This is a genomic window from Citrobacter sp. wls826 (assembly GCF_005281245.1).
GTDB classification, from domain to species: Bacteria; Pseudomonadota; Gammaproteobacteria; order Enterobacterales; family Enterobacteriaceae; genus Citrobacter; species Citrobacter braakii.
In genome coordinates this window covers 114,291-126,644 of sequence record NZ_SZWS01000061.1, presented here as the reverse complement: position 1 = coordinate 126,644, position 12,354 = coordinate 114,291, and the positions used below count along the sequence as shown (strand labels likewise).

At 50.2% G+C, this 12,354-nt stretch carries 15 protein-coding genes; 7 read left to right on the top strand and 8 right to left on the bottom strand.

The window, feature by feature from the left end; all coding sequences use genetic code 11:
* The first annotated feature begins 71 nt into the window (after positions 1–71).
* Positions 72–530, top strand: coding sequence for a DUF986 family protein (locus FDW87_RS18105; protein WP_137380030.1), 459 nt, complete (start codon positions 72–74; stop codon positions 528–530).
* Between the two features lie 433 nt (positions 531–963).
* Positions 964–1,530, top strand: a complete 567-nt coding sequence (gene mntP, locus FDW87_RS18100; protein WP_016153398.1) for a manganese efflux pump MntP — start codon at positions 964–966, stop codon at positions 1,528–1,530.
* On the opposite strand, the gene rlmA is transcribed toward mntP, so the two are convergent.
* The 6 genes from rlmA to mgrB form a co-directional block, all read right to left on the bottom strand.
* The gene (rlmA, locus tag FDW87_RS18095; RefSeq protein ID WP_016156795.1) at positions 1,527–2,336 is read right to left on the bottom strand and encodes a 23S rRNA (guanine(745)-N(1))-methyltransferase; all 810 of its coding nucleotides are present in this window, start codon (positions 2,334–2,336) and stop codon (positions 1,527–1,529) included. The genes mntP and rlmA overlap by 4 nt on opposite strands.
* 63 nt (positions 2,337–2,399) lie before the next feature.
* Complete coding sequence (gene ftsI / locus FDW87_RS18090; protein WP_137367350.1) at positions 2,400–4,145, bottom strand: peptidoglycan glycosyltransferase FtsI; 1,746 nt, start codon at positions 4,143–4,145, stop codon at positions 2,400–2,402.
* A gap of 219 nt (positions 4,146–4,364) precedes the next feature.
* Positions 4,365–4,574, bottom strand: coding sequence for a transcription antiterminator/RNA stability regulator CspE (gene cspE, locus FDW87_RS18085; protein WP_001062678.1), 210 nt, complete (start codon positions 4,572–4,574; stop codon positions 4,365–4,367).
* A gap of 12 nt (positions 4,575–4,586) precedes the next feature.
* A complete protein-coding gene (locus FDW87_RS18080) occupies positions 4,587–4,730 on the bottom strand; it encodes a DUF2627 domain-containing protein (protein ID WP_006684179.1) in 144 nt (47 codons plus the stop codon).
* Positions 4,731–5,366: 636 nt separating this feature from the next.
* The gene (locus FDW87_RS18075) at positions 5,367–5,651 is read right to left on the bottom strand and encodes a YebO family protein (RefSeq protein WP_016156797.1); all 285 of its coding nucleotides are present in this window, start codon (positions 5,649–5,651) and stop codon (positions 5,367–5,369) included.
* Between the two features lie 74 nt (positions 5,652–5,725).
* Positions 5,726–5,869: a PhoP/PhoQ regulator MgrB gene (gene mgrB / locus FDW87_RS18070; protein ID WP_016153402.1), complete on the bottom strand. Its 144-nt coding sequence runs from the start codon at positions 5,867–5,869 to the stop codon at positions 5,726–5,728.
* A gap of 164 nt (positions 5,870–6,033) precedes the next feature.
* Between mgrB and FDW87_RS18065 the strand changes: the two genes are divergently transcribed.
* A complete protein-coding gene (locus FDW87_RS18065; RefSeq protein WP_016153403.1) occupies positions 6,034–6,273 on the top strand; it encodes a YobH family protein in 240 nt (79 codons plus the stop codon).
* Between the two features lie 112 nt (positions 6,274–6,385).
* Here the strand turns inward: FDW87_RS18065 and kdgR are convergent, their stop codons facing one another.
* Positions 6,386–7,177, bottom strand: a complete 792-nt coding sequence (kdgR, locus tag FDW87_RS18060) for a DNA-binding transcriptional regulator KdgR (protein ID WP_016156798.1) — start codon at positions 7,175–7,177, stop codon at positions 6,386–6,388.
* A gap of 174 nt (positions 7,178–7,351) precedes the next feature.
* Between kdgR and FDW87_RS18055 the strand changes: the two genes are divergently transcribed.
* Positions 7,352–8,725: an MFS transporter gene (locus FDW87_RS18055; protein WP_016156799.1), complete on the top strand. Its 1,374-nt coding sequence runs from the start codon at positions 7,352–7,354 to the stop codon at positions 8,723–8,725.
* A gap of 50 nt (positions 8,726–8,775) precedes the next feature.
* Here FDW87_RS18055 and icd read toward each other — a convergent pair whose 3' ends face one another.
* Positions 8,776–10,026 carry an NADP-dependent isocitrate dehydrogenase gene (gene icd / locus FDW87_RS18050; RefSeq protein ID WP_003030769.1) on the bottom strand — a complete coding sequence of 417 codons (1,251 nt, stop codon included), beginning with the start codon at positions 10,024–10,026 and terminating at the stop codon, positions 8,776–8,778.
* 202 nt (positions 10,027–10,228) lie between these two features.
* Here icd and rluE point away from each other — a divergent pair, with 202 nt between their 5' ends.
* The 3 genes from rluE to mnmA all read left to right on the top strand — a co-directional run.
* On the top strand, positions 10,229–10,852 hold the full coding sequence (gene rluE, locus FDW87_RS18045; protein ID WP_016156800.1) for a 23S rRNA pseudouridine(2457) synthase RluE: 624 nt from the start codon (positions 10,229–10,231) through the stop codon (positions 10,850–10,852).
* A gap of 13 nt (positions 10,853–10,865) precedes the next feature.
* Positions 10,866–11,327: an NUDIX hydrolase gene (locus FDW87_RS18040; RefSeq protein ID WP_016156801.1), complete on the top strand. Its 462-nt coding sequence runs from the start codon at positions 10,866–10,868 to the stop codon at positions 11,325–11,327.
* A gap of 53 nt (positions 11,328–11,380) precedes the next feature.
* Positions 11,381–12,354 (top strand): tRNA 2-thiouridine(34) synthase MnmA (gene mnmA, locus FDW87_RS18035; RefSeq protein WP_252363237.1); only part of this gene is annotated, 974 nt, incomplete at its 3' end.

The following is a 12,354-nucleotide window of genomic DNA, read 5'->3' as shown; positions in this document are numbered from 1 at the left end:
TCGGCCTGTAAGACTGTTGTACATCACCGGGGGCTTGCCCCCGGTTTTTCTATTTAGAGGGTTGAGGATTCATGACTATCACGGACCTGGTGCTGGTTCTTTTTATCTTTTCGCTGCTGACGTATGCCATTTACGATCAGTTCATCATGCCCCGCCGTAATGGCCCTACTCTGCTGTCTGTCGCCCTGCTTCCTCGTAGCAGAGTCGACAGCGTTATCTTCCTTGGCTTGATTGCTATTCTTATCTACAACAACATCACCAGCCACGGCGCGCAATTTACCACATGGTTATTATGTGCACTGGTATTGATGGGACTGTATCTGTTTTGGATCCGTACGCCAAAAATCATCTTCAAACAGAAAGGCTTTTTTTTCGCCAATGTCTGGATTGAATATAACCGGATTAAAGAGATGAATTTATCTGAAGACGGCGTCCTGGTGATGCAATTAGAACATCGAAGATTACTGATTCGCGTACGGAATATAGACGATCTCGAAAACATATATAAACTTTTAATTTCAAATCAGTAAGTTACAAATATAGCCTGAACTATGTTTTTTATATATCCATTCAAAAATAAACATAGCTAAGGCTATATCCCACCGCTCATAATGTTATTTATTTTAACGTTTTATTTATAAATAAATCTAAATGAAAATCGTTTTCAATTAGAGGCCAAATATTATTTCTGCGTTTCTTGTTTTATATTCTCAAAATATGTTAAGGTTGCGCCCGTCGTTGGGGAGTAGCCGATTTCCAGACTCCGGAAATGTACGTGTCAACATACTCGTTGAAAAACGTGGCGCGTACGGACTGATCTTACAGGTTCAGTCAGGCGAGACCATAGGCACATCAACTGCAATGCATACCTGAATGGCGCTGTATTTACAGTGATTCCAGCCTGTATGCATGGTTACTGGGGGCAGTGATGTGTGTTATGGATACCCCGGTCAGGACGCTGTTATGAATCTCACCGCTACTGTTCTTCTTGCTTTCGGCATGTCGATGGATGCTTTCGCTGCATCAATTGGCAAAGGCGCCACCCTGCATAAACCCAAATTTTCTGAAGCACTGCGCACCGGCCTTATTTTCGGTGCCGTTGAAACGCTTACGCCGCTCATTGGCTGGGGCATGGGTATGCTCGCCAGCAAATTTGTACTGGAGTGGAACCATTGGATCGCCTTCATTCTGCTGATCTTTTTAGGCGGACGAATGATAATAGAAGGCTTTCGCGACGACGGGGATGAAGATGAAGAGCCACAGCGCCGCCATGGCTTCTGGCTGCTGGTCACCACCGCCATTGCAACCAGTCTCGACGCAATGGCCGTCGGGGTGGGTCTGGCTTTCCTGCAGGTCAACATTATTGCCACAGCGCTGGCCATCGGCTGCGCGACGTTGATTATGTCCACGCTCGGCATGATGATCGGTCGTTTCATTGGGCCGATGCTAGGCAAGCGAGCTGAAATTTTGGGCGGGGTGGTACTGATAGGTATTGGCGCCCAGATCCTCTGGGCACACTTCCACGGTTAATTCAGGCGCTGCCAGATATGAATACTAAAGTCTGTCTGGCAGTCAAACGTCGTTTTTCCGGCTAACGTTTCCCATACTTCCGGCTTTGCCCGCCAGGCGAACGGCGTCATTTGCAGTAACGCAACGGCCTCGCTACCTTTGAGCTGCATCTGATACCCCAGCGCAAGACTCTCTTGCAGAACAAAACCGTCCAGTTGCTCAGTGTGCGGCGCATGCAAACGCACCTCATCATAAATCAGCCCTTTCAGCTCCATTAAATGACGCGGACCCGGCGTGGCGGTAATAACCCAGCCACCCGGTTTGACCACGCGAGCCAGCTCCGGCGCTTTACAGGGCGCGTAGATCCGGATGATGGCATCCATTGACTCGTCGGCAAACGGCAGGCGATGGCTGGAGGCAACGCAAAAGGTCACCTGCGAATAACGTCGGGCTGCTGACTTAATCGCCACTTTAGAAACGTCAAGACCAAAGGTTGTACAGCCCGTCAGCGCATCGGCAAACGCATGGGTGTAATACCCTTCCCCACAGCCAATATCCAGGATCGCGGCATCTTCTGAACTCAACCTCTGGGTGAGCGCATCCACAATTGCATCGCGCAGCGGCTGATAGTGTCCGGCATCGAGAAATGCCCGGCGCGCCTGCATCATCTCCGCGCTATCACCCGGATCGCGCGACCGTTTGTGCTGAACCGGCAGTAAGTTGACATACCCTTCTTTCGCCACGTCAAACTGGTGCCGCCCAGGGCAGACAAAACTGTTATTCGCTTGAGTAAGAGGCTGGTGGCAAAGAGGACAGGAAAACGACATGACAACTCCGGCAGGTGACTTAAGGGCGCAAGTGTAACGCGAATTGCGCCCTGGGAAAATAACTTACAGCGACGGCGAGGATACGTTGCTGCCGTGCATTACCAGCAGATGCTCGGAGTCGGCAGGCATACCGTCAGGCTTAACGTTTTCCAGACGCAGGACATCGCCCATTATCTGGCTGAATACCGGCGCGGAGACTGCCCCCCCATAATAAGCACCGTTTTGCGGGTTATTTATAACCACAACCAGCGCGAACTTTGGGTCGCTTGCTGGTGCAACGCCCGCCGTATAGGCCACATATTTATCGACATATTTGCCGTCATCGCCAATTTTCTTTGCCGTTCCGGTCTTAACCGCGACGCGATAATCTCTGACCGCGGCCTTGGTTCCCCCGCCGCCGGGTAGCGCGACGCTTTCCATCATATGTTCAACCTGGTGAACCAGCGCCTCCGGCATCACCCGCGTACCTATTACCGGCGGATCGATACGTGTAATAGAAAGGGGTCGATAGATACCAAAACTGCCGATGGTGGCATAGACATGCGCCAGCTGGAGCGGCGTCACCATTAATCCATAGCCAAATGCGAAGGTTGCCCGGTCCAGATCGCTCCAGTAGCGGCGTTGAGGCATTAATCCGCGGCTTTCCCCGGTTAAACCCAGTCCGGTTGGATCGCCAAAGCCAAAGCTTTTATAGGTATTCAGTAATTTCTGTACCGGCATCGCCAGCGAAAGGTGTGACACGCCGGTATCGCTCGATTTCTGCAAAATCCCGGTCAGCGATAGCTCCGGGTAAAATCCGACGTCGCGGATGCGATGCCCATCAACAATAAAAGGATGAGTATCAATCACGCTGTCAGGCTGTACTATCCCCTGCTGCAGAGCGGTCATAATCACCAGTGGTTTTACGGTTGAACCGGGTTCAAAGGTATCGCTAATTGCACGATTACGAAAATCATCCAGTACCGCGCCATCACGGTTATTGGGATTGAAATCGGGAAAGCTTGCCATGGAGAGTATTTCGCCGGTGGCAATGTTGACCAGCACTGCGGCCCCTGATTCCGCTTTATTCCATGTCACGGCATTGTCCAGCGCGTCTTCAGTAACCGTCTGCAAACGCTCATCAATGCTGAGCTGTAATTCATGCGCCGGCACCGGCATCACTTCCGTGATATTTTCGATGACATGGCCAAATTTGTCTTTCCGTACCAGGCGGGAGCCAGGTTTGCCCATCAACTGGCTATTGAAGCTTTTCTCCAGCCCTTCAATCCCCTGACCGTCAATGTTGGTGAAACCAATCAGATTGGCCGCAACATGTCCGGCGGGATAAAAGCGGCGGGACTCTTCACGCAGGTTGATTCCCGGCAGATCCAGTTTATCGACCCATTCTGCCTGCTGAGGAGAGATCTGGCGCGCCAGATAGATAAACCGCCCGGCTGGATTGCTGTTAACGCGTTCAGCCAGCGTGCTGAGAGAAATATGCAGCGTCTTCGCTAACGCCTGCCAACGTTCGTTATAGCCAACGCCACCCTTGCTGATAATCGTCTTCGGATCGGCCCAGACGGCGTTAACCGGAACGCTTACCGCCAGCGGTCGCCCTTCTCTGTCGGTTATCATTCCGCGTGGCGAAGCGATGGACACCTCGCGTAAGGAACGCATGTCTTCCTGTTTTACCAGATTCGTCGGCGTGACAATTTGCAACCACGCAACCCGCCCCAGCAGCAATCCAAGGCTCAATAATATTGCCACGCAAAGCAGGGCAAAACGTACGGGAGTAAAATTGCGCGCATCGCCGTCGTTTTTCTTTTTCACCCGAACTCCAACAAGATAGTTTTTCAGGTGTCTGATTTAACGGGAAATGCCGCAAGAAAGCGGGGAAAACTATGCTACGAACATCACGCCTTTGCAACAAAGCGCTAATGGATGGGCATTCAGTAATATTTTGACGTAATTTGAATTAAAAAGCCCCGCATAAGCGAGGCTTTATATCTGAGATGGATGCGCAAAAGCGCTTCAAATCAGTGGTGTCGATCAGATAGCTGTTACGTTAACAGCAGCCGGACCTTTCTGGCCGTCCTGAATTTCGAACTCAACGTTCTGGCCTTCAGCCAGAGTTTTGAAGCCGTTACCCTGGATAGCGGAGAAGTGTACGAACACGTCTTTGCTGCCATCAGCCGGAGTAATGAAACCAAAACCTTTAGACTCGTTGAACCACTTAACTTGACCTTTAATCTTTGCCATTTGCAAAATTCCTTAGAGTATTTTCTTCGCCCGCGGGCATAACATAGATAAAACTGAGACATTACTGCTTGAGGCACTAATATAAGGTTCGGCAGAGAAGCGGTATTCAACGTCAACGTGTTTACTCAGGACTTCTTTACTGAAAATGCCACACATAAACAGAACTGTACCTCGTTTAACCCAAAACGTGTTATCACATACAACGTTAATAATGGCAAGCCATTTTTAAACGTGTCTCGATCGGTCGCACAAATCCCGTCGTCCATCAAACAGCAACTGCACAGTTATGCGCCAGATCGAGTAGAATTATATTCTCGCCTCTCTCCCCTATCCCCGCCTGACTTGCGCCATAGCCGGGATATTTCTACCATAGCTCAATAGCTTCAGTTGTTCCAGGTTATCTGTTACGGGTTCTGCCAGATATCATTTTTTATGCTTAGTAATGCATAAAATGTCACAAGCGTAAAAATGAGATCCGCCTTCTGGTTTTGCACCAAAATAATGAAAGAATGATGACAAGGCACAAAAAAAGTAAGAGAAACGTTTCGCTGTTAATAAAACGATCGTTATCACAAAAATGACATAATCATATTTTTTACGTATGGAAGATTATATTTATATCAGACTGGGGATAAGATATTAATTAGTCGGAGCATCTGAAAATACTGAGAATAGATGACTGCCCGGCCGCCAATTACACGACGGGGACAGAAGAAAATAATCTGACGCGCTGACGACAGGATGAAGCAACTGAGAACAACAACAGCCTTTCCTCATCCTGCCATACCTTTTTTACCGCTCAGCTACCAGGCGGATGATGTCATCGTCTTCATCCTTAATGGGCAGTGCAGTAGGCTCTGCTGCTTTCTCGGGTTCGTTAGCTTCGCAAAGGCGACGTAACAAAGCGTTCTGTCTTTTTTGCTGATCTAACAATGCTTCAAGCAGCTCAATCTGCTCGTTAGTACGCGAACTTGCCCGATTGATAAAAAACCAAAGAACAAGCCCAACAATCAGAACCACCACCGATACCGCTAAAGACGCAAAACTCAACGCGCCAGAATTCAAAACTTCGTTCATTTTACCACCTCAATGTAGACAGTGTAGTTTACCACTGCCGCACAAGAAGGTAATCAACTGTTGCGAAAATGCGCTTACCAGGGAATAAATTTATTGAAGGCACAAATACCGCTGAAAAATTGTACGTCCTGATCGCACATGATGTTGAACACCTGCGCCCACATCAGTATGCATACCAGTACAACAACAATCAGCACTACCCAGCGAATTTTTTTCACTCCAGCTCCACTCTTCAACTCCACATCTTATGTCTATAAATTATCATGCGTTACCTAAACCCAGCGTTAACTGTATAGGCATTCAATCTTTTTAGGAATGATTGACTTGTTTCATACCGTGTACAGGCTAATCTAATAACAATGAGAAAAGATAAGAGGTTGTAATGCGTCTGATTATCCGCGCTATTGTGTTGTTAGCTCTGGTTTGGATCGGTTTATTATTGAGCGGCTATGGAATTTTGATTGGAAGTAAGGAGAATGCTGCCGGTCTGGGTCTGCAATGCCAATATCTGACTGCCCGTGGAACCAGCACGGCACAGTACGTCCACACCAGTAGCGGTATCATTGGCCTGTCGGATTGTCCCCTGTTAAGGAAAAGCACGGTCATTATCGATAACGGCTAATAATGCAACATTACATTCGATACGTTTTTTACGCCAGGTAACGTTATGACTGTTCATAAAAAACCCCAGGTACAAAATACTTGGGGTTTTTTACATTCGCGATTACGTCAGATTAGAACGGATAGTCGTTATAGCCCATTTGTTCTGAAATCTTGCGCGCTGCCGTATGCAGCATTGCCACATACTCGTGTAAACGCTCTTCTGAGAAACGCAGCGTTGGGAATGAAATACTCAACCCCGCAATAACCACGCCGAAACGGTCAAACACCGGTACGCCGATGCAGCGCAGGCCTTCTTCCTGTTCTTCGTTATCTTCGCCGTAACCCTGCTCACGTACTTTATCCAGCAGTAGCAGTAATTCATCAGTATTCGTAATGGTACGATCGGTGCTGCGTTTGTACTCAATGCCATCCAGAATCTGCTTCACTTCATCGCGGTCACGCCATGCCAGTAGAACTTTACCGATAGCTGTACTGTACAGCGGATTACGACGACCAACGCGGGAATACATGCGCAGATTGTACATAGAGTCGATTTTGTGAATGTAGACAATGCTGTCTTCATCCAACGCACCGAGGTGTACAGTCTCTTTAGTCAGGCGCGAAAGTTCGCGCATCTGAATGTCAGCGCTACGGATAAGATCGACGTTTTGCAACGCGCGCGCGCCCAGCTCGAATAATTTCAGGGTCAGTGAGTATTTCTCTGACTCCCCTTCCTGTGCCACATAACCCAGCGTTTTCATGGTCTGCAAAAAGCGATAAACGGTGCTTTTCGACATCATGACGCGTTGCGACAACTCGGTAATACCAATTTCGCGCTCTTCACCCAGCGCCTGCAGAATGCCAAAAACTTTCAGCACGGAAGATACAGAATCGGGTTGCTTATCCAGATCTGCGATTGCCATTTATCACCCCTTTCGAGTGTTTTATAAAAATCAGAACCGGTTTTTATTATAATTTCACGTACCAACCCTCGCAATCGCTCTTTGCTCACTTAGTTACAAATCTGCGACCTAACACCTGAATATCAATGCTAAAATTATTACTCTCATCATAAATTCCACAAATATCGACTTTCTATGGAAAAAATTCAGGCCGATGGTCTGCCATTGCCCCAGCGATATGGCGCAATTTTAACCATTGTTATTGGCATTTCTATGGCAGTACTCGACGGTGCAATAGCGAACGTGGCCCTGCCAACTATCGCCGCCGATCTTCAGGCCTCACCTGCCAGCTCAATCTGGATTGTGAACGCCTATCAAATCGCGATCGTCGTTTCGCTCCTGTCCCTCTCTTTTTTAGGCGATATGTTCGGTTACCGGCGCATTTATAAGTGTGGCCTGGTCGTGTTCCTGCTTGCATCGCTATTTTGTGCCTTGTCAGATTCGTTGCACATGCTGACGCTGGCTCGCGTCGCCCAGGGTTTTGGCGGTGCGGCGCTAATGAGCGTGAATACGGCATTGATCCGACTTATTTATCCCCAGCGTCAGCTTGGGCGGGGGATGGGGATTAACTCTTTTATCGTCGCGGTCTCCTCGGCTGCGGGTCCGACCATTGCCGCAGCAATTCTTTCTATTGCCTCCTGGAAATGGCTGTTTCTAATTAACGTCCCGCTGGGAATAGTTGCCCTGTTGCTGGCGATGCGCTTTTTGCCGCCCAATGCGTCCCGCGGCACTAAACCACGCTTTGACCTGCCCAGTGCGATAATGAATGCCTTAACGTTTGGCTTGTTAATTACGGCGCTCAGCGGCTTTGCACAAGGACAGTCGCTAAAACTGATTGGTGCCGAGCTTGTGGCGCTTATGGTGGTAGGTTTTTTCTTTATCCGACGCCAGCTCGCGCTGGAGGTGCCGTTACTGCCGGTTGACCTGTTACGCATTCCACTGTTTTCACTCTCGATTTGTACCTCGATATGTTCATTCTGCGCACAAATGCTGGCATTGGTTTCCCTGCCCTTCTTTATGCAAACGGTGCTCGGACGCAGCGAGGTCGAAACAGGCCTGCTGTTGACGCCATGGCCGCTGGCAACCATGGTGATGGCGCCGCTGGCGGGATATCTGATTGAACGCATTCACGCCGGGCTGTTGGGCGCACTGGGCATGGCGTTGATGGCCAGTGGGTTGTTTTCGCTGGTGCTGCTGCCCGTTTCCCCCTCCGATTTTAATATCATCTGGCCGATGATTCTGTGCGGCGCGGGCTTTGGCTTGTTCCAGTCCCCAAATAATCACACCATCATCACCTCCGCGCCGCGTGAACGCAGCGGTGGGGCGAGCGGAATGCTGGGGACGGCGCGCTTGCTGGGTCAGAGTACCGGGGCCGCGCTGGTCGCGCTGATGCTAAACCAGTTTGGCGACAGTGGAACGCACGTCTCGCTGATAGCCGCAGGCATTCTGGCCTCGCTGGCAGCAATTGTTAGTGGTTTACGTATTACGCAACCGCGAGTTCAGGCATAAAAAAAACGGGAACCTCTCGGTTCCCGTTTTCACACAACCCAGTATCTGGATTACATGTTTTCGATGATTGCGTCGCCAAACTCTGAACATTTCAGCAGTTTAGCGCCATCCATCAGGCGTTCGAAATCGTAAGTTACGGTTTTCGCGTTAATCGCGCCTTCCATACCTTTAACAATCAGGTCAGCCGCTTCAACCCAACCCATGTGGCGCAGCATCATTTCAGCGGACAGAATAATGGAACCTGGGTTCACTTTATCCTGACCTGCATACTTCGGTGCAGTACCGTGGGTTGCTTCGAACAGCGCACATTCGTCACCGATGTTCGCGCCCGGCGCGATACCAATACCACCAACCTGTGCGGCCAGCGCATCGGAGATGTAGTCGCCGTTCAGGTTCATACAGGCAATCACATCATATTCAGCCGGACGCAGCAGGATCTGTTGCAGGAACGCATCGGCGATAACATCCTTAACCACGATCTCTTTACCGGTTTTCGGGTTCTTGATTTTCACCCAAGGACCGCCGTCGATCAGTTCACCACCGAATTCTTCACGCGCTAACTGGTAGCCCCAGTCTTTGAACGCGCCTTCGGTGAATTTCATGATGTTACCTTTGTGTACCAGGGTAACAGAATCACGATCGTTAGCGATGGCGTATTCGATCGCCGCACGAACCAGACGTTTAGTCCCTTCTTCAGAACACGGTTTGATACCAATACCGCAATGCTCCGGGAAGCGGATTTTCTTCACGCCCATCTCTTCGCGCAGGAATTTAATCACTTTCTCGGCATCTGCAGAGTCCGCTTTCCATTCGATACCTGCGTAGATATCTTCGGAGTTTTCACGGAAGATGACCATGTCGGTCAGTTCAGGGTGCTTAACCGGGCTAGGCGTGCCCTGGTAATAACGCACCGGGCGCAGGCAGACATACAGGTCAAGTTCCTGACGCAGGGCAACGTTCAGAGAGCGAATACCGCCGCCAACTGGGGTGGTCAGTGGGCCTTTGATGGCAACACGATATTCACGAATCAGATCAAGGGTTTCAGCAGGCAGCCAGACGTCCTGGCCATAAACCTGAGTGGATTTCTCGCCGGTGTAGATTTCCATCCAGGAGATTTTACGCTCGCCTTTATAGGCTTTCTCGACAGCAGCATCGACAACTTTGATCATCGGTGGGGTTACATCAACGCCGATACCGTCGCCTTCAATGAACGGGATAATCGGATTTTCAGGAACGTTGAGTTTGCCGTTTTGCAGGGTGATCTTCTTACCTTCCGCCGGAACAACTACTTTGCTTTCCATTCACCTCTCCTTCGAGCGCTTCTGGTTCTGCTCGTCTGTCATCGCGCTGCATGTGCGTTTGCGTCCTGCTGCACGAATGCGTTAGAGCAATTTTTTGTTAATGTTTTGTAATGAGCATGTCAATACTACCCTAATGTTCGTCGCCATGAAAGACACTCGTTCTTAGGCTATAATGCGGCAATTGATATAATCTGAAAATACCATGCAAAAAACTTCTTTTAGAAATCACCGGGTTGAGCGATTCAGCTCACGACAAGTCACCAGGCAGCGTAAAGAAAACCAGCCAAAACGCGTGGTTTTGTTCAATAAACCCTACGATGTTTTGCCACAATTTACTGACGAGGCGGGCAGAAGCACGTTAAAAGATTTTATTCCCGTGCCGGGAATCTATGCTGCGGGCCGACTCGACCGGGACAGCGAAGGACTTTTGGTGCTGACCAATGACGGCGCGCTGCAGGCGCGGTTAACGCAACCTGGCAAGCGCACGGGGAAAATCTATTACGTCCAGGTCGAAGGCGAGCCGACAGCAGAAGCGCTGGATGCGCTGCGTACCGGGGTGACGCTCAATGATGGTCCCACGCTGCCCGCAGGTATTGAAATAGTAGAGGAACCCACCTGGCTGTGGCCGAGAAACCCGCCTATTCGGGAACGGAAAAATATCCCCACCAGTTGGCTGAAAGTTACTTTATATGAAGGCCGTAACCGCCAGGTTCGTCGTATGACAGCGCATGTTGGATTCCCGACGCTGCGCCTCATCCGCTATGCCATGGGAGATTACACGCTGGAAAATCTCGCCAACGGTCAATGGCGGGATGCAACTAACTGAATAAGGAACAGGTATGTTCAAACCGCACGTCACGGTCGCCTGCATTGTGCATGCAGAAGATAAGTTCTTAGTCGTTGAGGAAACAATCAATGGCAAAGCCCTGTGGAATCAACCTGCAGGACATCTGGAAGCGGATGAAACCCTGGTGCAAGCCGCCGCTCGCGAACTGTGGGAAGAGACGGGCATCAAAGCGCAGCCGCAAAACTTCATCCGGATGCATCAATGGATCGCGCCGGACAAAACGCCCTTTTTACGTTTTCTGTTTTCTATCGAGCTTGCCAATATGTGCGCTACTGAACCTCATGACAGCGATATAGATTGCTGTCGCTGGGTCAGCGCAGAAGAGGTTCTCTCAGCGCCAAATCTGCGTTCGCCGTTGGTTGCGGAGAGTATTCGTTGCTATCAGAGCGGACAGCGCTACCCGCTGGCGATGATCGGCGAATTTAACTGGCCGTTTACAGAGGGTGTCAAGTAAGGGGCTGCGTGCTAGAATATGCCGCCTTGAAGTTCAATGTCGTGAGTATTCCTATGTCTGAAAGCCCAAAAAAAGTGATCGTCGGCATGTCCGGCGGTGTCGATTCCTCCGTTTCTGCCTGGCTGTTGCAACAACAGGGTTATCAGGTAGAAGGCCTGTTCATGAAGAACTGGGAAGAGGACGATGGCGAGGAATATTGCACAGCGGCCGCCGATCTTGCAGATGCGCAGGCTGTCTGTGACAAACTCGGCATTGAACTGCATACCGTCAACTTTGCTGCAGAATACTGGGACAACGTCTTTGAACTGTTCCTTGAAGAGTACAAAGCGGGCCGTACGCCAAACCCCGATATTCTGTGCAATAAAGAAATCAAGTTTAAAGCCTTCCTCGAGTTTGCCGCCGAAGATTTAGGTGCCGATTATATCGCCACCGGTCACTACGTGCGCCGCGCCGACGTCGACGGCAAAAGCCGCCTGCTGCGTGGACTTGATGGCAATAAAGACCAGAGCTATTTCCTCTACACGCTCGGTCATGAACAAATCGCGCAAAGCCTGTTCCCGGTCGGCGAACTGGAAAAACCGCAGGTGCGTAAAATTGCCGAAGATCTCGGTCTGATTACGGCCAAGAAAAAAGACTCAACCGGTATCTGCTTCATCGGCGAACGTAAGTTCCGCGAGTTTCTCGGTCGTTATCTGCCGGCTCAGCCAGGCAAAATCATCACCGTTGATGGCGAAGAGATTGGCCAGCATCAGGGCCTGATGTACCACACGCTGGGTCAGCGTAAAGGTCTGGGCATTGGCGGGACGAAAGAAGGCACGGAAGATCCGTGGTACGTGGTGGATAAAGACGTCGAGAACAACATTCTGGTTGTTGCTCAGGGTCATGAACACCCGCGTCTGATGTCCGTTGGCCTGGTGGCGCAACAGCTGCACTGGGTCGATCGCGAACCGTTCACCGGCACAATGCGCTGCACGGTGAAAACCCGCTATCGTCAGACCGACATTCCGTGCACCGTTAAGGCGCTGGA

Coding starts and splice junctions, on each gene's coding strand:
- FDW87_RS18105 (WP_137380030.1), top strand. CDS start 72: ATGACTATCACGGACCTGGTGCTGGTTCTTTTTATCTTTTCGCTGCTG.
- mntP (WP_016153398.1), top strand. CDS start 964: ATGAATCTCACCGCTACTGTTCTTCTTGCTTTCGGCATGTCGATGGAT.
- rlmA (WP_016156795.1), bottom strand. CDS start 2,336: ATGTCGTTTTCCTGTCCTCTTTGCCACCAGCCTCTTACTCAAGCGAAT.
- cspE (WP_001062678.1), bottom strand. CDS start 4,574: ATGGCAAAGATTAAAGGTCAAGTTAAGTGGTTCAACGAGTCTAAAGGT.
- FDW87_RS18080 (WP_006684179.1), bottom strand. CDS start 4,730: ATGTGTGGCATTTTCAGTAAAGAAGTCCTGAGTAAACACGTTGACGTT.
- FDW87_RS18075 (WP_016156797.1), bottom strand. CDS start 5,651: ATGAACGAAGTTTTGAATTCTGGCGCGTTGAGTTTTGCGTCTTTAGCG.
- FDW87_RS18065 (WP_016153403.1), top strand. CDS start 6,034: ATGCGTCTGATTATCCGCGCTATTGTGTTGTTAGCTCTGGTTTGGATC.
- kdgR (WP_016156798.1), bottom strand. CDS start 7,177: ATGGCAATCGCAGATCTGGATAAGCAACCCGATTCTGTATCTTCCGTG.
- FDW87_RS18055 (WP_016156799.1), top strand. CDS start 7,352: ATGGAAAAAATTCAGGCCGATGGTCTGCCATTGCCCCAGCGATATGGC.
- icd (WP_003030769.1), bottom strand. CDS start 10,026: ATGGAAAGCAAAGTAGTTGTTCCGGCGGAAGGTAAGAAGATCACCCTG.
- rluE (WP_016156800.1), top strand. CDS start 10,229: ATGCAAAAAACTTCTTTTAGAAATCACCGGGTTGAGCGATTCAGCTCA.
- FDW87_RS18040 (WP_016156801.1), top strand. CDS start 10,866: ATGTTCAAACCGCACGTCACGGTCGCCTGCATTGTGCATGCAGAAGAT.